Source organism: Solibacillus sp. FSL K6-1781 (genome assembly GCF_038630735.1).
Lineage (GTDB): Bacteria > Bacillota > Bacilli > Bacillales_A > Planococcaceae > Solibacillus > Solibacillus silvestris.
The window spans coordinates 3,526,295-3,545,000 of record NZ_CP152038.1 but is presented as its reverse complement, the minus strand read 5'-3'; the positions used below and the strand labels follow the sequence as shown (position 1 = coordinate 3,545,000).

18 protein-coding genes, 16 tRNA genes and 2 rRNA genes (1 of these 36 only partly in view) are annotated in these 18,706 nt (G+C 41.6%); 26 read left to right on the top strand and 10 right to left on the bottom strand.

The genetic code is table 11. From position 1 onward, the window contains the following. The 19 genes from MHH37_RS18060 to nagB form a co-directional block, all read left to right on the top strand. A 23S ribosomal RNA gene (locus MHH37_RS18060) occupies positions 1-1,306 on the top strand; it begins 1,623 nt to the left of the window's first position. Between the two features lie 120 nt (positions 1,307-1,426). After that, positions 1,427-1,542, top strand: a 5S ribosomal RNA gene (gene rrf, locus MHH37_RS18055). Between the two features lie 14 nt (positions 1,543-1,556). Then, positions 1,557-1,632: transfer RNA gene (locus tag MHH37_RS18050), tRNA-Asn, on the top strand. 9 nt (positions 1,633-1,641) lie between these two features. Continuing rightward, positions 1,642-1,733, top strand: a tRNA-Ser gene (locus tag MHH37_RS18045). Between the two features lie 17 nt (positions 1,734-1,750). Next, positions 1,751-1,825: transfer RNA gene (locus tag MHH37_RS18040), tRNA-Glu, on the top strand. 27 nt (positions 1,826-1,852) lie between these two features. Next, a tRNA-Val gene (locus MHH37_RS18035) sits at positions 1,853-1,928 on the top strand. A gap of 18 nt (positions 1,929-1,946) precedes the next feature. Then, positions 1,947-2,021: transfer RNA gene (locus MHH37_RS18030), tRNA-Met, on the top strand. A 3-nt stretch (positions 2,022-2,024) separates the two neighbouring features. Continuing rightward, positions 2,025-2,100 (top strand) — tRNA-Asp (locus MHH37_RS18025). 23 nt (positions 2,101-2,123) lie between these two features. Next, a tRNA-Phe gene (locus tag MHH37_RS18020) sits at positions 2,124-2,199 on the top strand. Positions 2,200-2,206: 7 nt separating this feature from the next. Beyond that, positions 2,207-2,282 (top strand) — tRNA-Thr (locus MHH37_RS18015). A gap of 6 nt (positions 2,283-2,288) precedes the next feature. Then, positions 2,289-2,372 (top strand) — tRNA-Tyr (locus tag MHH37_RS18010). Positions 2,373-2,382: 10 nt separating this feature from the next. Then, a tRNA-Trp gene (locus MHH37_RS18005) sits at positions 2,383-2,456 on the top strand. 32 nt (positions 2,457-2,488) lie between these two features. Beyond that, positions 2,489-2,564 (top strand) — tRNA-His (locus MHH37_RS18000). A gap of 39 nt (positions 2,565-2,603) precedes the next feature. Then, positions 2,604-2,679 (top strand) — tRNA-His (locus tag MHH37_RS17995). 23 nt (positions 2,680-2,702) lie between these two features. Next, positions 2,703-2,777, top strand: a tRNA-Gln gene (locus MHH37_RS17990). 12 nt (positions 2,778-2,789) lie between these two features. Further along, positions 2,790-2,864: transfer RNA gene (locus MHH37_RS17985), tRNA-Gly, on the top strand. A 5-nt stretch (positions 2,865-2,869) separates the two neighbouring features. Next, positions 2,870-2,943 (top strand) — tRNA-Cys (locus MHH37_RS17980). 44 nt (positions 2,944-2,987) lie between these two features. Further along, a tRNA-Leu gene (locus MHH37_RS17975) sits at positions 2,988-3,068 on the top strand. Between the two features lie 411 nt (positions 3,069-3,479). Then, positions 3,480-4,211 (top strand): glucosamine-6-phosphate deaminase, encoded by a 732-nt coding sequence (gene nagB, locus MHH37_RS17970; RefSeq protein WP_342574125.1) that lies wholly within the window; start codon positions 3,480-3,482, stop codon positions 4,209-4,211. A 30-nt stretch (positions 4,212-4,241) separates the two neighbouring features. On the opposite strand, the gene MHH37_RS17965 is transcribed toward nagB, so the two are convergent. Further along, on the bottom strand, positions 4,242-5,120 hold the full coding sequence (locus MHH37_RS17965; protein ID WP_342574124.1) for a DMT family transporter: 879 nt from the start codon (positions 5,118-5,120) through the stop codon (positions 4,242-4,244). Positions 5,121-5,247: 127 nt separating this feature from the next. On the opposite strand from MHH37_RS17965, the gene MHH37_RS17960 reads away from it, so the two are divergent. Further along, entirely contained in the window at positions 5,248-6,159 is a 912-nt protein-coding gene (locus MHH37_RS17960; protein ID WP_342574123.1) for an LD-carboxypeptidase, read from the top strand. A 233-nt stretch (positions 6,160-6,392) separates the two neighbouring features. Here the strand turns inward: MHH37_RS17960 and MHH37_RS17955 are convergent, their stop codons facing one another. Continuing rightward, positions 6,393-6,902, bottom strand: a complete 510-nt coding sequence (locus tag MHH37_RS17955; RefSeq protein WP_342574122.1) for a hypothetical protein — start codon at positions 6,900-6,902, stop codon at positions 6,393-6,395. A gap of 13 nt (positions 6,903-6,915) precedes the next feature. After that, positions 6,916-7,605, bottom strand: a complete 690-nt coding sequence (locus MHH37_RS17950; RefSeq protein WP_342574120.1) for a phenylalanine--tRNA ligase beta subunit-related protein — start codon at positions 7,603-7,605, stop codon at positions 6,916-6,918. Positions 7,606-7,704: 99 nt separating this feature from the next. Here MHH37_RS17950 and queG point away from each other — a divergent pair, with 99 nt between their 5' ends. Continuing rightward, positions 7,705-8,838 (top strand): tRNA epoxyqueuosine(34) reductase QueG, encoded by a 1,134-nt coding sequence (gene queG / locus MHH37_RS17945; RefSeq protein WP_342574119.1) that lies wholly within the window; start codon positions 7,705-7,707, stop codon positions 8,836-8,838. Between the two features lie 16 nt (positions 8,839-8,854). After that, positions 8,855-9,328: a tRNA (uridine(34)/cytosine(34)/5-carboxymethylaminomethyluridine(34)-2'-O)-methyltransferase TrmL gene (gene trmL / locus MHH37_RS17940; RefSeq protein ID WP_342574118.1), complete on the top strand. Its 474-nt coding sequence runs from the start codon at positions 8,855-8,857 to the stop codon at positions 9,326-9,328. A gap of 38 nt (positions 9,329-9,366) precedes the next feature. Here trmL and MHH37_RS17935 read toward each other — a convergent pair whose 3' ends face one another. The 3 genes from MHH37_RS17935 to MHH37_RS17925 form a co-directional block, all read right to left on the bottom strand. Beyond that, on the bottom strand, positions 9,367-10,134 hold the full coding sequence (locus MHH37_RS17935) for a sporulation protein (RefSeq protein WP_342574116.1): 768 nt from the start codon (positions 10,132-10,134) through the stop codon (positions 9,367-9,369). Between the two features lie 112 nt (positions 10,135-10,246). Beyond that, positions 10,247-10,747 carry a VOC family protein gene (locus MHH37_RS17930; protein ID WP_342574115.1) on the bottom strand — a complete coding sequence of 167 codons (501 nt, stop codon included), beginning with the start codon at positions 10,745-10,747 and terminating at the stop codon, positions 10,247-10,249. Further along, positions 10,632-11,102, bottom strand: coding sequence for a VOC family protein (locus MHH37_RS17925; protein ID WP_342574113.1), 471 nt, complete (start codon positions 11,100-11,102; stop codon positions 10,632-10,634). Before MHH37_RS17925 ends, MHH37_RS17930 begins: the two co-directional genes overlap by 116 nt. A 368-nt stretch (positions 11,103-11,470) precedes the next feature. Between MHH37_RS17925 and MHH37_RS17920 the strand changes: the two genes are divergently transcribed. Further along, entirely contained in the window at positions 11,471-11,647 is a 177-nt protein-coding gene (locus MHH37_RS17920; RefSeq protein WP_008406499.1) for a hypothetical protein, read from the top strand. 286 nt (positions 11,648-11,933) lie between these two features. Here MHH37_RS17920 and MHH37_RS17915 read toward each other — a convergent pair whose 3' ends face one another. Then, positions 11,934-13,547, bottom strand: a complete 1,614-nt coding sequence (locus tag MHH37_RS17915) for a long-chain fatty acid--CoA ligase (RefSeq protein ID WP_008406498.1) — start codon at positions 13,545-13,547, stop codon at positions 11,934-11,936. Positions 13,548-13,736: 189 nt separating this feature from the next. Between MHH37_RS17915 and MHH37_RS17910 the strand changes: the two genes are divergently transcribed. Together MHH37_RS17910 and MHH37_RS17905 are read left to right on the top strand one after the other, a co-directional pair. Then, positions 13,737-14,567, top strand: a complete 831-nt coding sequence (locus tag MHH37_RS17910; protein ID WP_342574111.1) for an aldo/keto reductase — start codon at positions 13,737-13,739, stop codon at positions 14,565-14,567. Between the two features lie 29 nt (positions 14,568-14,596). After that, positions 14,597-15,145, top strand: a complete 549-nt coding sequence (locus tag MHH37_RS17905; protein ID WP_342574109.1) for an acyl dehydratase — start codon at positions 14,597-14,599, stop codon at positions 15,143-15,145. A 40-nt stretch (positions 15,146-15,185) separates the two neighbouring features. Here the strand turns inward: MHH37_RS17905 and MHH37_RS17900 are convergent, their stop codons facing one another. From MHH37_RS17900 to MHH37_RS17890, 3 genes are read right to left on the bottom strand one after another with little or no spacing between them, the layout of a single operon-like run. Further along, positions 15,186-16,019, bottom strand: a complete 834-nt coding sequence (locus MHH37_RS17900; RefSeq protein WP_008406495.1) for an RluA family pseudouridine synthase — start codon at positions 16,017-16,019, stop codon at positions 15,186-15,188. Positions 16,020-16,075: 56 nt separating this feature from the next. Continuing rightward, complete coding sequence (locus tag MHH37_RS17895; RefSeq protein WP_342574107.1) at positions 16,076-16,543, bottom strand: thioredoxin family protein; 468 nt, start codon at positions 16,541-16,543, stop codon at positions 16,076-16,078. 1 nt (position 16,544) lies between these two features. Next, entirely contained in the window at positions 16,545-16,970 is a 426-nt protein-coding gene (locus MHH37_RS17890; protein ID WP_008406493.1) for a disulfide oxidoreductase, read from the bottom strand. A gap of 153 nt (positions 16,971-17,123) precedes the next feature. Between MHH37_RS17890 and MHH37_RS17885 the strand changes: the two genes are divergently transcribed. Next, entirely contained in the window at positions 17,124-18,665 is a 1,542-nt protein-coding gene (locus MHH37_RS17885; RefSeq protein ID WP_008406492.1) for a bifunctional GNAT family N-acetyltransferase/carbon-nitrogen hydrolase family protein, read from the top strand. Positions 18,666-18,706 lie beyond the last annotated feature (41 nt).

Sequence of the window (18,706 nt, the reverse complement as noted above, 5' to 3'; positions counted from 1 at the left end):
CTCTATCGAGGTGAGAGGTGCCCGTACCGCAAACCGACACAGGTAGTCGAGGAGAGAATCCTAAGGTGTGCGAGAGAACTCTCGTTAAGGAACTCGGCAAAATGACCCCGTAACTTCGGGAGAAGGGGTGCTTCTTTGGGTGCATAGCCTAGAGAAGCCGCAGTGAATAGGCCCAGGCGACTGTTTAGCAAAAACACAGGTCTCTGCAAAACCGTAAGGTGACGTATAGGGGCTGACGCCTGCCCGGTGCTGGAAGGTTAAGAGGAGCGGTTAGCGCAAGCGAAGCTGTGAATTGAAGCCCCAGTAAACGGCGGCCGTAACTATAACGGTCCTAAGGTAGCGAAATTCCTTGTCGGGTAAGTTCCGACCCGCACGAAAGGCGTAACGATCTGGGCACTGTCTCAACGAGAGACTCGGTGAAATTATAGTACCTGTGAAGATGCAGGTTACCCGCGACAGGACGGAAAGACCCCGTGGAGCTTTACTGTAGCCTGATATTGAATTTTGGTACAACTTGTACAGGATAGGTAGGAGCCAGAGATCTCGGAGCGCCAGCTTCGAAGGAGGCGTCGGTGGGATACTACCCTGGTTGTATTGAACTTCTAACCCATGCCCCTTAGCGGGGTAGGAGACAGTGTCAGGCGGACAGTTTGACTGGGGCGGTCGCCTCCTAAAGAGTAACGGAGGCGCCCAAAGGTTCCCTCAGAATGGTTGGAAATCATTCGTAGAGTGTAAAGGCATAAGGGAGCTTGACTGCGAGACCTACAAGTCGAGCAGGGTCGAAAGACGGGCTTAGTGATCCGGTGGTTCCGCATGGAAGGGCCATCGCTCAACGGATAAAAGCTACCCCGGGGATAACAGGCTTATCTCCCCCAAGAGTCCACATCGACGGGGAGGTTTGGCACCTCGATGTCGGCTCATCGCATCCTGGGGCTGTAGTCGGTCCCAAGGGTTGGGCTGTTCGCCCATTAAAGCGGTACGCGAGCTGGGTTCAGAACGTCGTGAGACAGTTCGGTCCCTATCCGTCGTGGGCGTAGGAAATTTGAGAGGAGCTGTCCTTAGTACGAGAGGACCGGGATGGACATACCGCTGGTGTACCAGTTGTCTTGCCAAAGGCATCGCTGGGTAGCTATGTATGGACGGGATAAGTGCTGAAAGCATCTAAGCATGAAGCCCCCCTCAAGATGAGATTTCCCATTACGCAAGTAAGTAAGACCCCTGAAAGACGATCAGGTAGATAGGTTCGAGGTGGAAGTGCGGCGACGCATGCAGCTGACGAATACTAATCGGTCGAGGACTTAACCACATTTTATTGCTCAATTCAATGAAACGTTTATCCAGTTTTGAAAGAATGAAAAATTATTATATAAATACTTGACAAATAAGAAAAGTATGATATAATAAATAATGTCTTTCGATTAAATAGTCTAGTGATGATGGCAAAGAGGTCACACCCGTTCCCATACCGAACACGGAAGTTAAGCTCTTTAGCGCCGATGGTAGTTGGGGGCTTCCCCCTGTGAGAGTAGGACGTCGCTAGGCTGTTATAGAATTATTCCGAAGTAGCTCAGTTGGTAGAGCATCCGGCTGTTAACCGGCAGGTCGCAGGTTCGAGTCCTGCCTTCGGAGCCATTAAATCTTGGAGAGTTGTCCGAGTGGCCGAAGGAGCACGATTGGAAATCGTGTATGCGGGTAACCCTGCATCAAGGGTTCAAATCCCTTACTCTCCGCCAGGCTTAATTTATAAAGAGGCCCGTTGGTCAAGTGGTTAAGACACCGCCCTTTCACGGCGGTAACACGGGTTCGAATCCCGTACGGGTCACCAAAAGATACATAAGTAGTATACAGCATTGGAGGATTAGCTCAGCTGGGAGAGCACCTGCCTTACAAGCAGGGGGTCGGCGGTTCGAGCCCGTCATCCTCCACCATTAAACAAATAGTATTATCGCGGGGTGGAGCAGTGGTAGCTCGTCGGGCTCATAACCCGAAGGTCGCAGGTTCAAGTCCTGCCCCCGCAACCAAATGGTCCCGTGGTGTAGCGGTTAACATGCCTGCCTGTCACGCAGGAGATCGCCGGTTCGATCCCGGTCGGGACCGCCATTTTTTTAAAAAAATTAAATTGTGGGTTTGTAGCTCAGTTGGTAGAGCATTAGATTGAAGCTCTAAGTGTCGGCGGTTCGATTCCGTCCAAACCCACCATATTTTTGCCGGTGTAGCTCAGTTGGTAGAGCAACTGACTTGTAATCAGTAGGTCGAGGGTTCGACTCCTTTCGCCGGCACCATTACCTGGAGGGGTAGCGAAGTGGCTAAACGCGGCGGACTGTAAATCCGCTCCTTAGGGTTCGGCGGTTCGAATCCGTCCCCCTCCACCATCCTTTTGATAGGGGCATAGTTTAAAGGTAGAACTACGGTCTCCAAAACCGTCAGTGTGGGTTCGATTCCTACTGCCCCTGCCAAATAACTTAAAAATACTTAAAATAATATAGTGGCGGTTGTGGCGAAGTGGTTAACGCACCTGATTGTGGTTCAGGCATTCGTGGGTTCGATTCCCATCAGTCGCCCCATTTTTATTTAGGTTTAAGTGTTAAAATTATAATATAGTGGCGGTTGTGGCGAAGTGGTTAACGCACCTGATTGTGGTTCAGGCATTCGTGGGTTCGATTCCCATCAGTCGCCCCATTCTATATCATAATTTAAATATTTGGGGTATAGCCAAGCGGTAAGGCAACGGATTTTGATTCCGTCATGCCCTGGTTCGAATCCAGGTACCCCAGCCATTTTTTTATTTTGCGGAAGTAGTTCAGTGGTAGAACACCACCTTGCCAAGGTGGGGGTCGCGAGTTCGAACCTCGTCTTCCGCTCCAAATATGGCGGCATAGCCAAGTGGTAAGGCACAGGTCTGCAACACCTTTATCACCGGTTCAAATCCGGTTGCCGCCTCCATATTTTATTTAATCGGAGAAACCGATTTTTTTTTACCTTATTTTGCCGAGTTGGTGGAATGGCAGACACGACGGACTCAAAATCCGTTGCCGCGAGGCGTGTGGGTTCAAGTCCCACACTCGGTATCTGAAAAAAAGACTTCACAGTTCATACTGTGAGGTCTTTTTTTATTTTTATAATCGATATATAAAGTCCCATAATCTTTTTAAAGAGCATAGAATAGATTATAGAATCCGACTTTAACAGTGGTATTTATAAGTGAAATTAGGAAAGAATAGATTTATCGATTCTTTTATATGATAATGAGAAAAATAAAGTCTGCGTACGGAATATTGGGGAATTAGTATTGGAGAATATCATATTATATACAAAGAAAATTAGTATGTTTTCCAGAAAATCCTGCACGTTTTTTCTGGCGTATTAAAATTATTTACTATAAAATTAACATAGTGATGTTAGGAATGAATTTTAAAAAAAGTATTTTATTTAAGTGATATAAATTATGTAATATAGCGAGGAAGTAGGGAATTAAACAAATGAATGTAGCAACAAATTTTAAGTGGATTGAAGCGGCAAACTATGATGAGTTGAGTAAAATTGCCGCAACAATTTTTATAGATCAATTAAAAAAGGATAGTTCAACGGTATTTGGAATGGCTACAGGAGGTACCCCGGAAGGCTTTTATAAAAAGCTTGTAGCTGCGTATAAGGCAGGCGAAATATCTTTTAAACAGGCCAAGTCTTTCAACTTGGATGAATATATCGGTATTAATCCGGCAAATGAAGCGAGCTACCATTATTATATGGACTATAACCTGTTTAATCATATCGATATGAAACGTGAAAATATTTATTTACCAGCTGGTAATAAGTCGAATTTAGAAAAAGCTGCCGCTGAATATGATGCATTGATTAATGCGGCGGGAAATATTGATATACAGCTTTTAGGAATTGGTGTAAATGGACATATCGGTTTTAATGAACCTGGAACTCCTTTTGATTTAGGTACAAATATTGTAGAGCTTGCACAGTCTACACGTGAAGCAAATCAAGTCTATTTTGATTCAATTGATGATGTGCCGACACATGCCATTACAATGGGGATCAAAACGATTTTAAGTTCTAAAAAGATTGTATTATTAATTTCAGGTGCATCAAAACAGGAGGCCTTTGATCGTTTACGCAGCGGTGTCGTAACAGAAGATTTCCCTGCGAGCGCACTGCACAACCATCCAGATGTGACGGTTATTTATACAGATGTAAAATAAGGTAAAGGAGTGCATACATTGTGCACTCCTTTATTTGATCGATGAAATAAATACTCCTGTAATTACCGCAATGCCTCCGATTACTTGAGCGATGAGGAGTTGCTCATTTAAAAACAGTACAGCAAAGATTGTAGCAAATAGAGGAATGAAGTTTAAATAGATTCCTGCTTTGTTTGCTCCTAATGAGACAACGCCATTGTTCCAGCTTAAAAAGGCAACTATCGAAGCAATGATTCCTACATAAAAAATCGCCCCAATTGTCGAAGCGTTCCATACGATTGCTTGTGATGTTGTTAGTAGTTCATATACTGCGAACGGCAGTAACATAATAGCTCCGATTGCGATCGTCACTAAAAACGTTGAATAACCCGGCAGCTTACCTGCGTACTTTTTAATGAGTAATGAATAGAAACTCCAGCACACTACCGCAATCAAAACGATCAAGTCCCCTTTGTTGAATGAAAATGAAAGCAGGCTTTGTAATGAGCCTCCGGATATAATAAAGAGCACTCCGGCTAAAGAAAGCAGTGTGCCGATCATTTGGAACTTCGTTAACCGTTCTTTTAAAAAGATAAAGCTCAGTATGTATATAATAATCGGTGTTGATGAATTCATTAAAGATGCATTAATGGATGTTGTATCATGCAAGCCGATGTAGACGAGTGTATTGAATGCGGCAACTCCTGTTATTGCTAAAACGATGACAGCACCCCAATGCTGTTTCAGCGCAGGCCATTCTTTTTTCGTCCGGTTGTAAGCGATTGGGAAAAATACGAGAAAGGCGACAATCCAACGTAAAAAGGCAAGTGTAATCGGAGGAATATCTCCTGAAACAGCTCGTCCAATTACAAAGTTGCCGCCCCACAATAAAGTAGCGAAAATGAGCAGTAGCTGTGGTGGAAATTTCATTATTGAGCATCTCCTTATATTGGAAATTGATTTTATCTATTATAGGGACAACCACATGGAATTTGCAATGCGCTTTACATAAAACGCTATGATACAATAACGACAGAAGCAAAAGGAGGTCATTAGCATGAAAATTCGACCAGCAAGGTTACAGCATGGCGATACAGTAGGATTAGTTAATTTAAGTAGTCCGCTTAATATAGAATCAGTAGGGGATAAATTAGCGTTTTTAGAGGAATTAGGTTTAAAGTATAAGCTTGGTAATACGGTACAGGCATACGAAGGCTATTTGGCAGGTTCCGACGAGGAGCGGATTAAAGACTTCCACCAAATGATTGTTGATCCGGAAGTGAAGGCAGTCTTTTTAGTGAAGGGCGGCTATGGAATCTCAAGAATCATCGATAAGATAAGCTATCCATTAATCGAGGACAATCCGAAAATAATTTGGGGCTTTTCCGATGTGACGACTTTACATACACAAGTAAACGAGTTTGCAAATTTAGTGACATTCCATGGTCCGATGCTGTCTAGTCCAAAAGGGGAACTGGATCCTCTTTCTAAAAAAATGTTCCAGCAGTTATTCCAGCCGATTGAAATTCAGTATACAGAAAGCATTTCACCTCTTACGACAGTTATACCGGGAGCTGTACGAGGCGAATTGACAGGCGGAAATTTAAACCGTATTGTCAGCACACTTGGAACTAAATTTGAAATTGATGTACGCAATAAAATTTTACTTCTTGAAGATTTAGGTGAAACAATCGAGCAAATTGATTCAATGCTGAATCAGCTGCGTCTTTCAAGAAAGCTGGAGCTTGCAGCAGGCTTTGTAATAGCAGACTTTAATATGCCGGATGATACATACAGCTATGAAGATGTGCTGAAGGTAATAGAAGGGTATTTGAAGCCGTTTAACAAACCGGCAGTAGCAGGGTTCAAAATTGGTCACTGCGAGCCTAATATTGCGATTCCATTAGGTGTGGACGTATTATTAGATGCAGATGAAAAGACATTAAGCATTTTACCGGGTGTAGAGTAGATTTAGATGAAATAAAAAGCAAAGACACCTTTTCACGTGTAGGTGAGCAGGTGTCTTTTAATAACGGGCGAGCAAAAATACTCAATTACGATTGTGTTAGCTTTTACTATAGTTGGTTATGTGTGAAAGGTAACAGTGTAAACGGTAAAGGGTCATCGGTTTGACCATTAGTTGGGGATGCCGAAGCAAAAATCGCCCGTTATTACCTAGTTTGGAGTCTCACCGCCCTAGGTTTAGAAATAGTTGCTGTCATCAAATTCAATTTCAACTTGATAGTTTTTGGCATTAATTAAATTGGAAAGGCGATGTGCTTCCTTTTCAAGCTCATTTGCACGGTTTCGGTATGTCATTGGATCATACAATGCTACACGGTAAAGTATGGCATCACCGGAATTATGGTAGAAAGCCTCTTTTTCCTCAGAACCAAGGTTTTTGCAAAATTGTGCTTCTGCACGTAATTGACTCGCAAGTTCAATCGCCTCTACAATAGGCATTTCCTCATCTTTAAACACAATAGTATTGTCGATATTAGCCCGGTAGATCAGGGCATCAAGTTTACGTGAATCATAACGAAGCTCTTTTAACTCGGATTCAAGCATTTCGAGTGTATAATCAGGTGTTTTCGGCTGTTCGCCTTTTTCAATGATAGCATGTGTTAATGAATGCACTTGTATTGTTCGTTCCTGGATTCTTTTCGTAATGATACTTTTTAGTTTTACTGCCTCAGCTAAGTTAATAGTCAAACGATTTCACTCCTTAAATATGAACTTTTGAATTTTCCTTTGAAAGAATATGTACTTCATATTCGCCACCGCTAATTTGCGTAAACATGTTTCCTGCACTGCCTAGTAGTTCAGCAGCTTCCTTTCCACTGAGGGAAGGGCGTAAATAAAAGATTTGCAGCGCATTTGTCGTAGCTTCTGTCACTGCCGTTCTTTTTGAATCAACAAAGGGGCTGCCGAATGGACCGATTGCATCCTTGGCGTGGATGATGTTTTCCAATGAATTAAAGCGTCCATTAATTCCTTCATAGCCTGTCGATGCATTGCCGACATTGATTTCCACATTACCATCAATACTTTCTGCATCATAAATGCCAACAGGAATTTCGTATTGCAGGGAGAAGAAGTTATTTAAATCAACAGCCGAATGGAACGGTGCTAAATATTGCTGTTTGGCGATACGGCGCATTAAGCTTTCCGCAGAGTGACGGTACCGGTTCGGGTCCCCGCCAAAAGCCTTCCAAAGCTGACGCCACTCTTTAATACCAGGACGTTCTGTCACAGGTGTTTCCTGTAATTCCAGATATAGATTTTCCTGATAAAGTTGTGTGCGACCTTTAATCATTTGAGGAGATTCTTCGACGATAATTTTGCTATAATGGATAAGGCCAATTTTTAATTGCTCATTGACAGAAAAAAGAGCTTCATTTATTGAAATATTCATGAGAACACCCTCTTACATTATTTTTAATGGGAGAAATACTAAAATATGTAATACGGAATAAGTTTATAATTATTGTATCATTTGAAAGGAGTATGTGAAATGAAAGTTCATCAACTTCAAGAAGATTTAGTGAAATACGCAGCATCTATTGGTGTTGATAAAATCGGATTTACGACCGCTGCTCCGTTTCATGAATTGAAAAACCGTCTGCGTCGTCAGCAACAATTAGCATACCAATCAGGCTTTGAAGAAGCAAATATAGAGCTGCGTACAGAGCCTTTAAAATTATTAGATGAAGCAGAAAGTATTATTGCGATCGCGATTGCCTATCCTTCACGCATGCAAGATGCCCCGCAAGGAAAAAAAGGGGAGCGCCGCGGCATTTTTTGCCGTGCTTCATGGGGGATTGACTATCATACAGCTGTTCGTGAACGTCTGCAGCTCATTGAAGCATGGCTGCATGAACGTGTGCCAAATGTAAAGGTGAAATCGATGGTCGATACTGGGGAACTAGTAGATCGTGCAGTTGCAGAACGGGCAGGTATCGGCTGGAGCGCCAAAAATTGTTCGATCATTACACCGGAGTTTGGTTCGTACGTCTATTTAGGCGAGATCATCACAAATATCCCGTTTGCCCCTGACACACCGATGGAGGATGAATGCGGAGACTGTACATTATGTATTGATGTTTGTCCAACTGGAGCGATAGTTGCACCTGGGCAGCTGAATTCACAGCGGTGCATTGCCTTTTTAACTCAAACGAAAGGATTTTTACCGGATGAGTTTCGGGCAAAAATCGGAAACCGTTTGTATGGCTGTGATACATGTCAGACAGTGTGCCCGAAAAATAAAGGAAAGCTGAACTGGATCCATGATGAATTCACTCCCGATCCTGAAATCGCAAAACCTTTACTACAGCCGCTTTTATCGATTTCCAATAAGGAATTTAAGGCAAAGTTTGGTCATGTATCCGGCTCATGGCGCGGTAAAAAGCCGATTCAGCGCAATGCCATTTTAGCGCTGGCCCACTTTAAAGAAGAAGCGGCGATGCCTGATTTAGTTCAAGTACTGCAAAAAGATGAGCGTCCTGTATTAAGAGGGACCGCAGCATGGGCAATTGGTAAAATCGGAACGGATGGGGCAGAGAATATTTTATTGGCTGCCAGAAAAACAGAGCAGGATGAAGAAGTGCTGGTCGAGATTGATAAAGGGCTAGCAATGTTAAATCATTAAGAGAGAAGGATCAGAAGTGCCAAACCATATCGTATTATATCAACCAGAAATCCCGGCAAACACAGGCAACATTGCCCGTACTTGTGCTGGAACGAATACATCATTACATTTAATCCGTCCATTGGGCTTTTCAACAGATGACAAAATGCTGAAGCGTGCTGGATTGGATTATTGGGAACACGTGAATGTCGTTTACCATGATTCTTTAGAAGATTTTATCGAGTACAGTAAAGATGGCGATGTGTATTTAATTGAGACATATAGTGATGAGCCGTTTACGACACATGATTTCAGCAATTCAGAGTGTGACCTTTACTTTATGTTCGGAAGAGAAACGACTGGCTTGCCAAAGGAGTTTGCAAAAGAACGTGCCGATATGTGCCTGCGCATCCCGCAAAGTGACCATATTCGCTCACTGAATTTATCAAATACAGCGGCAATTGTGATTTACGAAGTACTAAGACAACAAAACTATCCAGGTTTAAAATAAAACAAGGCAAGAAGCGACTGATGCTTCTTGCCTTTTGATTATTTCATCTTCGTTTTAATTACTTGCTCAAGCTTTGCCTGGATATTGTCGTGTTCGGATAATGTGAGACGGATGAAGCTTTCATCCATATCGAGCGCTTCGGATAAAAATCCTCCAAGCCCGCGGGCACGTCGGTCTACTTGCAATAAAATTTCGACTGAGTTTGATGATTGATGTAAAAAGACAACTTCAAGTTCGTTTAGATACCGGCGATACGTGTTGTTTGTCGGTGTAAACTCAAATTCCTGTACAATCGGTGTTTGGCGGCGTAAATAAGAAGGGGCTTGTTCGTTATCTACTTTACGCAACCGGAAGCCCATGTTTTGAATGGCAGTTAACACACCGTTCGCAAGACGAGTCGGCTGAATCTCGATAAAGTCTTTATCTTTAGGATCGACCGCATTTTTAATATCTAAGCCTGTTTGAATCCATACACGCGAGTTGCCGGTCGTTACCGGAACAACAGGGGGCAGGGAGAATGAAAATGGAATTTGGCGTTTTTCGTCTGCCTGAATTGTGAATGGCTCATTTAATTTGTATTTGTGCAGCACCGCTTCATCTTTAATCTTTTTATCATCGATTTCGCGGATAAAGTTTGTATGAAGTGTTAGATAGATTGCATCAATTTGCTGTTCCGTGCTACCACCGATGATTTCTACAACACCTGAAATATTTTCATTCAACGTGTAAGTTGATTTGTGCAATTTTGTATCAACTTTTGCAGCTCCTATACCAACACTTGCTAAAACTTTATTAAATAGTGACAAATGAATTCCTCCGTTAATTGTAATTAATTATGTATACGTAGGATAGAAAATAAAGTTTCAAAAAGAGCCCGAAAAATTTTTCGGGCTCGTGCTTTAGGTTATTTTCTTCGCCTTATTCACCATCTAATGTAAAGATGATGCGTAAACCGTTTGGATCAACTGTTGAGAATAGCTGAGTACCCCCGTGTGCTGGTGCTTCTGCAAAGTTTTCAACGATGAAGCCGTTAGTTGTCAGGCTTTGTTTTACTTCTTCTGCATACTGCGCATCTTTTAACACGACCGTAAAGGATTTTAAACCGACCATATCGTTTGTTGGAGCATGGCCGTTGTTGCTGTTCCAAGTATTTAAGCCGAAATGGTGATGATATTTACCTGTTGATACGAACAGCGCCTGTGCACCGTAACGAGTCACGACATTATAATCCAATACATTTGTATAAAATTGCTCCGATTTGTCCAGGTTTACTACGGATAAGTGTACATGCCCCATAACAGTGTCAGCAGGCAAGCCGTTCCAATTGCCGTCTGCAGCTGCTAAAATCGGCTGGAAATTCAGCTGTTCTGTCACCATATGCACTTGTTCGTCCTGATTCCAAGTCCATTCCGTTTCCATCCGGATCGTTTAAGTAAAGCGCTTCTGAAACATCATGGTCTGCAGCACCGAGACGAATATTCATGTTAACAAAATGCTGTACGATGTTTCCTAAGTCCTTGCGAGAGGGTAATAGTAATGCTAAGTGGTATAAACCTGCAAAGCCTTGTTTAAGTGGCTGAGCATTTTGTACTTCGACTAGTGATACTAAGCTTGTTTGTCCGTCTGCTGTCAAGTATGCTTCCGTTTCTGTTTGCTGTAATACTTTAAAGCCGATAACTGTTGTGTAGTATTCGATCGAACGTACTAAGTCAGAAACTTTTAATTGAACATGAGCAGGATAAAGATTCGGTTTTTTATGAAAATGTGTAGCCATAATATATGATCTCCCTTAATGGTTATTTTTTATAATCAACTTACTTTATGTAACTAATATAAAATATGCAACAATAAAAGTCAAATGAAAAAGACAATCGCTAATTAACGATTGTCCTTTACTGGAAAGCTAGTGGAATTATCTTTCTTTTGAGAATGGTTTGCTATCATAGCCAGCTGTGAAAATAGCGATTAAAAATGATATGCTGACACCAAGAATTAAAAGTAATTTCATGGAAGAATCCTCCTCATGTTTTAATTATCTCTTTTTTCAGTATAGCATAAATTATTTGAATGAATACTTTATTTATGACAGAAATCAGTCGAAATTGGAAAAAAATAATACTAAATTAATTTGGAGGGATTTATATGAAAAGAGAAGAAATCGTTAATGGAAATATGGCTAATACGATGGATGAGCTGAAAATTCTCGGGAAGCAAATGGAGAACTTGCGAGACGGCGGACAATTGGAAGAAGCGGAACGCATTTCAGATCCGCAGCAGTTTGATGATGAAGAGGATGAACAGCAGGAAGAGGGAAAATAAAAAAGTTAGTTTGGGACATAATCCAAAGACGCCACTTTTCTCAAAGAAAAGTGGCGTCTTTTTGCATGCATAATAATTGATTTCTATTCCGGAACGCTTTCCGCGGGCACGGCCTGAGCCTGTAGTCTCAGGGGTCGGTGCTCCTGCCGCTTCGCTTTTGTCGGAATATTGTTCCCGCAGGAAGCTTGCTTGTAGCGAAAGGCGTAGCCGTCAGCTACACTCGCCCTTCATTTCAATCAATTTTATAAAATATCCGTTTCGTACTAAGATTTTATACTTTTTCTAGTTAAATTTGAACCTCGTAGTCTTTTAATTGTTCTCGCAATGTTGCTTTTAGAAATTTGCCGACAGAAGTTTTTGGGATTTCGTTTAAAAATACAACATCATCCGGAAGCCACCACTTTGCAAACTCCAGTTCAATTGACTCGATGAGCTCTTCTTTAGATGCCGTTGCACCTTCTTTTAAAACGACACATGCCAATGGACGCTCCTGCCACTTCGGATGTGGGACCGCAATTACGGCTGCTTCGAAAACAGCAGGATGTGACATGAGGGCATTTTCAAGATCAACGGACGAAATCCATTCACCGCCGGATTTAATTAGGTCCTTCGTGCGGTCGGTAATTTTGATATAGCCTTCTTTTGTATATACCGCAATGTCACCTGTATAAAGCCAGCCGTCTCGGAATGCTTCTTTTGTCCGCTCATCATTATAATATTCTGAGGCAATCCATGGACCGCGGACACGTAGTTCACCCATTGTTTTGCCATCCCATGGAACCGGACCGTTTTCGTTCACGACCTCTGTTTCAATTAGCGAAACCGTCAATCCTTGGGATACACGAATGTTTAACTGTTCATCATCTGTATAGTCGTTCATCTCACTTATAAGATGCGACATACTTACAAGCGGTGAAGTTTCCGTCATACCGTAAGCGTTGATATACGGAACACCGAGTTTTTCATTGTAAGCTTGAATTAAACCTTTCGGGGAAGCGGAACCACCCGAAATGATTAAACGGACAGAAGAGAGATCTCGAGGCTGTTTTTCCTGTTCAGAAAGTGCACCAAGCCAAATCGTTGGAACTCCAGCTGTAATCGTTACTTTCTCTTGTTCAATCAGATCCAAAACTAAGCCAGGTGTCATCATCGGTCCCGGTAAAATAATATTTGAGCCGAAATTCAATGCAGCAAACGGGAAGCCCCATGCATTTGCATGGAACATCGGTACAATCGGCAGGGCAGTATCGCTTTCTTTAATGGCAAAGGATTCAGCAAGACCTAGTGCCAAGCTATGCAGTACGATGCTTCGATGTGTATAAACGACACCTTTTGGCATACCCGTCGTTGCTGAAGTGTAGCACATCCCAGCCGGCAAATTTTCATCCAGATCTGTCGGAAACTCGAAATTTTCATCCGCTTCCTGAAGAAGCTGTTCGTAGCTGTATACATTCGGAAAACTAGATTGTGGAGCGCTCAATTCATCACCCATGACAATAATATGCTTGACCGTTTTTAAGTGGCCTAGTGCAGGCTCGACTAATGGGAATAAGTCGCTATCAATCAATAAAATTTCATCTTCGGCATGATTAATAATATAAACAATATGTTCTGGGGCAAGTCGGATGTTAATCGTGTGTAAAACTGCACCACTGCTCGGAATCGCAAAATACGCTTCGAGATGACGATGATGATTCCAGGCAAATGTACCGACTTTTGTGCCGCGCTTCATCCCAAGCTTTGTTAGGGCATCCGCTAATCGATGCGTTCTTTTTACATAGTCATTGAATGTAATGCGATGTGTCTTAGTGGGGCTTGTACGGGAGATAATTTGTTTGTTCGGGAAATACCGTTGTGCACGCTTCAAAAATCCAGTCAAAACTAGTTGTGTATCCATCATAGTTTTTCAGCTCCTCCAAGAGAATATATTATAATATATACTCCTGTATCTGGAAGATTATTCTGGTAATGGGAATATAGTAGATAATAAGTTTACTGGCCAGTAAGCATTAACAATTGATAGCGATTAATAAACGGCAAATAATTAGAATGTTATAATAAGGACAATCAAATTTAAGAGGTGAACAAAATGAATTTACACTCAACGAAAAAATTAGCCAATGGCGCAGAAATGCCTTATTTAGGATTAGGCGTTTATAAAATGACAGACCGTGATGAAACACTTGAGGCGATTACAACAGCGCTTGATCTAGGTTACCGTGCAATCGACACAGCAGCGCTTTATTACAATGAAGAAGAAGTAGGGGAAGCCATTCGCCATTCTTCTGTACCGCGCGAGGATCTCTTTGTTACAACAAAAGTTTGGAATAGCGACCAAGGCTATGACAATACTTTACGTGCATTCGAAACATCATTGAAAAAGCTTGATATGGATTATGTGGATCTTTATTTAACACATTGGCCGGTCGAACATAAATATGTAGATACGTACCGTGCAATTGAACGCTTGTATGATGAAAAACTCATCCGTGTAACGGGAGTATCAAACCATCATGAACATCATTTAAAGACAATTTTGGCAACTTGCAACGTCGCGCCAATGGTTAACCAAATCGAAGCCCACCCGTATTTAACCCAAGAACCTCTACGTGCATTTTGTGAACAGCAGCAAATTGCGGTAACAGCATGGTCACCGCTTGGACGCGGAAAAGTTTTAAACGATGAAACGATTATTCGTATTGCAGATGAATATAATGTATCACCAGCTCAAATCATCTTACGTTGGCATTTGCAAAACGATGTCATCATTATTCCGAAATCTGTTACAGCTTCACGCATAAAAGAAAATAGTGAACTATATCATTTCGAATTAACGAATGAAACGATGCAGCAGTTAAATGCATTGAACCGTAATGAACGTTTTGGACAAAATCCTGATAATTTCAAATTTGATTTCTAACATCGTTTTTACTTAGGGGGAGTGAAACTGTGTTTAAAAACTTTTCACCGAGTTTGTTTTTCTCGATGGCTGCAGTAACGATTGTAGTTGTTGCACCTTTTATTATGATTTTCCATCCGATTTTTCAGATGGAGTTTTTCCAGTATAATAACACAGCCGCTACGTTTATTCCGAATCCAATTAATTTAAGACTAGTTCTGGTGGCGTGTTTTGTTGCGATAGTGATGCTGTGGATTTTAGCGTACAGGCGTAATATAAAAGTTTATTTGATTGGACTATTACTCTTTATATTGAGTGTTGGCATTGGGTACTTATCGACTCAAAATTATTTGTTGATTAGCCAGGAACAATTGGAGCGACATCATTTATTTGAGGAACAACAATATCGGTGGGAAGATTTCGATGAAGTTGTTTATGAATATGTAGTAGGCAGTAACAAGGGAGATATCACATTTACAACAAAAACAGGGGATCAGTTTGTCATTAAAGAAAAAGAATTGCACTCAACCGGTAGAAGCTTGATTTATCAATTTTCAAGAGCGAATGAAGTAACTTATATTGAGCGTGAAAAAAGATAGAAAAAAGGGCGTCCGTATTTTAATTACGAACGCCTCTTTTTTAGTTATCTTTCACGATGATCTGCTCGTCTAAAAACGGGTGCATAAATGCTAGCTGAATGGCGTGCAATGCATAATCACCTGACGCGGTTTCACGTGCACCGTACATTGTATCGCCAACAATCGGGTGGCCCAGATGCGCCATATGCACACGAATCTGGTGTGTACGTCCTGTCTCAAGAACAACATGGACAACACAAGTACCTTTATAGCGATTCACTACCTCGTAATGTGTCACTGCATGCTGGCCGGTAGGTGATACGACACGGCGAGTATTATGATGACGGTCTTTACCAATACCAGCGTTGATCGTACCGCTGTCTGTACGAAGGTTGCCCTGAACTTCTGCGGCATACGTACGCACGATTGTTTTTTCTTCGATCATACGGTCGAAAATAGACTTTGCAACCGGATGCTTTGCGACAAGCAGTAAGCCGTTTGTTCCTTGATCTAAACGGTGAACATGCTCCGCATAATGCCCGCCGTTATCCATAATATAACGCATGACATGATTCATGCATGTGTCGTTGTCAGTTGGCTCGTTTGGATGTGTCGCCATTCCTTTAGGCTTTGAAACAATAAGGCAGTGCTCGTCTTCATAGCGGATTTTTACATCGCAGCTGTCCGTTGGAGTATAGTTCGAAGCGGGAATATCAAATGCAAATTCGATTTTTGTCCCTTTTTCAAACGGCTCCTTCCACATAATGGGCTCTCCATCAATTGTTACTGCTTTAGCCATGCGTAATTCGTGAACTAGCTTTTTGCCTAACCGCCATTTATCGCGCAGCAGGTCTTCTACGGTTTGTCCGTTTTCGTGAATGATATATGTGAACATTAATTTTCCTCCAAATGAAAAATCGTGCTCGTAAAGAACACGATTTAAATATAGTCTTATTTTAACACAACATCGTTAAAGAATTGACGCGTTGTTTCATCTGGTGCGTCACCTTCCAGACGGGCAACCTCTTTGCCGTCTTCGAAGTAGATAAGTGTTGGTGTTGATGTAATATTATAAGTATTCCATTCATCAAACTCAAGAATGTTTAATTGATCGACTTGAACATCAAGTTCGTCGGCAATCGGCATAAGTTTTGGAGTGTAGTTTTGGCAGTGAGAACATTCTGGACTGAAGAAATAGCCGACAACGCCTTCACCTGACTCGATTTTTTCTGCCAATGCATCTGGTAAAATGATATTTTGATAGTTTTTATCATCAAGAAGATCAATTGTAGATTGCTTCAGGTTGTCTGTACCATATGGATTACCTTCTAGTTTTTCATTGTTCTTCATGTTTGTCAGGACGATAATTGCTGCGAATAATAACACAATTACTGCACCGACAATCGCTAACTTCTTCAAATTATTTCTCCCCCTTTAAAACTTTTAACATATAAAAACTAACTGCCGCAATAATAATAAAGGCAGTAAGCGCCAAAAATGGGATCGTAATGAAGCCCAGCCAGTTAATATACTGACCTGTACATGCTACACGACCACAAGCAGGTGCTGCATCTTGCATAAAAACTAACTTCTGTAGACTATAATGGTATAAAGATGTTGCCGCGCCAATTGTAGAAAAAACGGCTGTTGTTAATGCAATTTTCGCATTTTTCTGGATGTAGGCAATCGTTGAAATCAGCACAATAGGGTACATTAAAATGCGCTGGTACCAGCATAATGTACATGGTTCGTATCCTCGTATTTCAGAAAAATACAATGATCCGAGCGTTGCTGTCAACGATACAACCCAAATAATGAGCAAGGCATTTTCAAGTTTTTTGGACATAGTGCTACCTCGATATTCAAAATTTAACTTCTATCAGCAGAAGTTTTTCATATTTATTCTCATTGATTATAGTTTGAATTCGAGAAAAAGTAAATTACTACGTTTATTGATCGCTATTAAAAGGAAAGTCTATATATGGAGGGGGAGTTTTGCATGACAGATTCATTAGATATGTCCAAATTTGAAAAACCTATGATAATAAGAAATATGACTACAGAGGATATTGACTCGATACTAGAGATACAGCGTATATGTTTTCCGGGTATGGAGCCGTGGGAACGAGCGCATTTATACAGCCATTTAACGATTTTCCCTGAAGGACAAATGGTAGCCGAGCTTGATGGGAAGGTAATTGGTTCCTGCTCGAGCCTGCGCATTAACTTCGATGAATACGATGACCGTCATACATGGAATGATATTACCGACAATGGTTTTATTACTAATCACAATCCGGATGGCTATAATTTGTATGGTATTGAAGTAATGGTACACCCGGAATACCGCCGTATGAAGGTCGGTCAAAGACTATACGAGGCGCGGAAAGATCTGGCGCGAACACTTAATTTGAAATCTATCATTATTGGCGGCCGTATTCCAAACTATCATGTCCATTCGGATGAGATGAGTCCACGTGATTATGTGGATGCGGTAAGTCGCCATAAAATATATGACCCGGTGCTGACATTCCAAATGATGAACGGCTTTATTTTAATGCGTATTAATCCAAACTATTTACCGGATGATACAGCTTCAGGCAAGTATGCGACATTAATGGAATGGAACAACGTCGATTACCGACCGCTGTCCAAGCGTCATTTCAAGACAAGTTATCCAGTGCGTATTTGTGTTGTTCAATATATGATGCGCGCGATTGATTCCTTTGAGGACTTTGCGAAGCAGTGTGAATACTTTGTTGATGTCGGGTCTGATGCAGGCTCGGATTTTGTTGTCTTTCCTGAAATTTTTACGACACAGCTCATGAGTTTCTTAAATGATAAATCACCGTCACAGGCTGTTCGTAAATTGACGAAATATACACCTGAATATATCGAACTGTTTACAAGTCTGGCGGTCCGCTACAATGTGAACATTATCGGTGGTTCGCATTTCGTTGAGGAAGAAGATGAGGAGATTTACAATATCGCCTATTTATTCAGACGTGACGGAACGATTGAAAAACAATATAAAATTCACATTACACCAAATGAACGTAAGTGGTGGGGAATCAGTAACGGCGATAAAGTCCGTGTGTTTGATACCGACTGCGGCAAGATTGCCATTCAGATTTGCTATGATATCGAGTTTCCGGAACTTGCGCGTATTGCAACAGATATGGGCGCGAATATTATTTTCACACCGTTTTGTACAGAAGATCGTCATGGCTATTTACGCGTGCGCTATTGTGCACAGGCACGTGCGATCGAAAACCAGATCTACACGGTTATTTCCGGAACGGTGGGCAACTTGCCTGAAACGGAAAACATGGATATCCAATACGCACAATCGGCCATTTTTGCACCGAGCGATTTTGAATTTGCACGTGATGGGATCGTCGGAGAGACGAGTCCAAACTTGGAAATGGTACTGATCGGGGATGTCGATCTTGAAATATTGCGCCGACAACGCCAAGACGGTACTGTTAAGCATCTTAAAGACAGACGCCATGACGTATACCGCGTGGAATATTTAAAATAACGTAAAGGGAAATTCTGCTATTGTAAACGATAGCAGAATTT

Coding starts and splice junctions, on each gene's coding strand:
- nagB (WP_342574125.1), top strand. CDS start 3,480: ATGAATGTAGCAACAAATTTTAAGTGGATTGAAGCGGCAAACTATGAT.
- MHH37_RS17965 (WP_342574124.1), bottom strand. CDS start 5,120: ATGAAATTTCCACCACAGCTACTGCTCATTTTCGCTACTTTATTGTGG.
- MHH37_RS17960 (WP_342574123.1), top strand. CDS start 5,248: ATGAAAATTCGACCAGCAAGGTTACAGCATGGCGATACAGTAGGATTA.
- MHH37_RS17950 (WP_342574120.1), bottom strand. CDS start 7,605: ATGAATATTTCAATAAATGAAGCTCTTTTTTCTGTCAATGAGCAATTA.
- queG (WP_342574119.1), top strand. CDS start 7,705: ATGAAAGTTCATCAACTTCAAGAAGATTTAGTGAAATACGCAGCATCT.
- MHH37_RS17930 (WP_342574115.1), bottom strand. CDS start 10,747: ATGGAAACGGAATGGACTTGGAATCAGGACGAACAAGTGCATATGGTG.
- MHH37_RS17925 (WP_342574113.1), bottom strand. CDS start 11,102: ATGGCTACACATTTTCATAAAAAACCGAATCTTTATCCTGCTCATGTT.
- MHH37_RS17920 (WP_008406499.1), top strand. CDS start 11,471: ATGAAAAGAGAAGAAATCGTTAATGGAAATATGGCTAATACGATGGAT.
- MHH37_RS17915 (WP_008406498.1), bottom strand. CDS start 13,547: ATGATGGATACACAACTAGTTTTGACTGGATTTTTGAAGCGTGCACAA.
- MHH37_RS17910 (WP_342574111.1), top strand. CDS start 13,737: ATGAATTTACACTCAACGAAAAAATTAGCCAATGGCGCAGAAATGCCT.
- MHH37_RS17900 (WP_008406495.1), bottom strand. CDS start 16,019: ATGTTCACATATATCATTCACGAAAACGGACAAACCGTAGAAGACCTG.
- MHH37_RS17890 (WP_008406493.1), bottom strand. CDS start 16,970: ATGTCCAAAAAACTTGAAAATGCCTTGCTCATTATTTGGGTTGTATCG.
- MHH37_RS17885 (WP_008406492.1), top strand. CDS start 17,124: ATGACAGATTCATTAGATATGTCCAAATTTGAAAAACCTATGATAATA.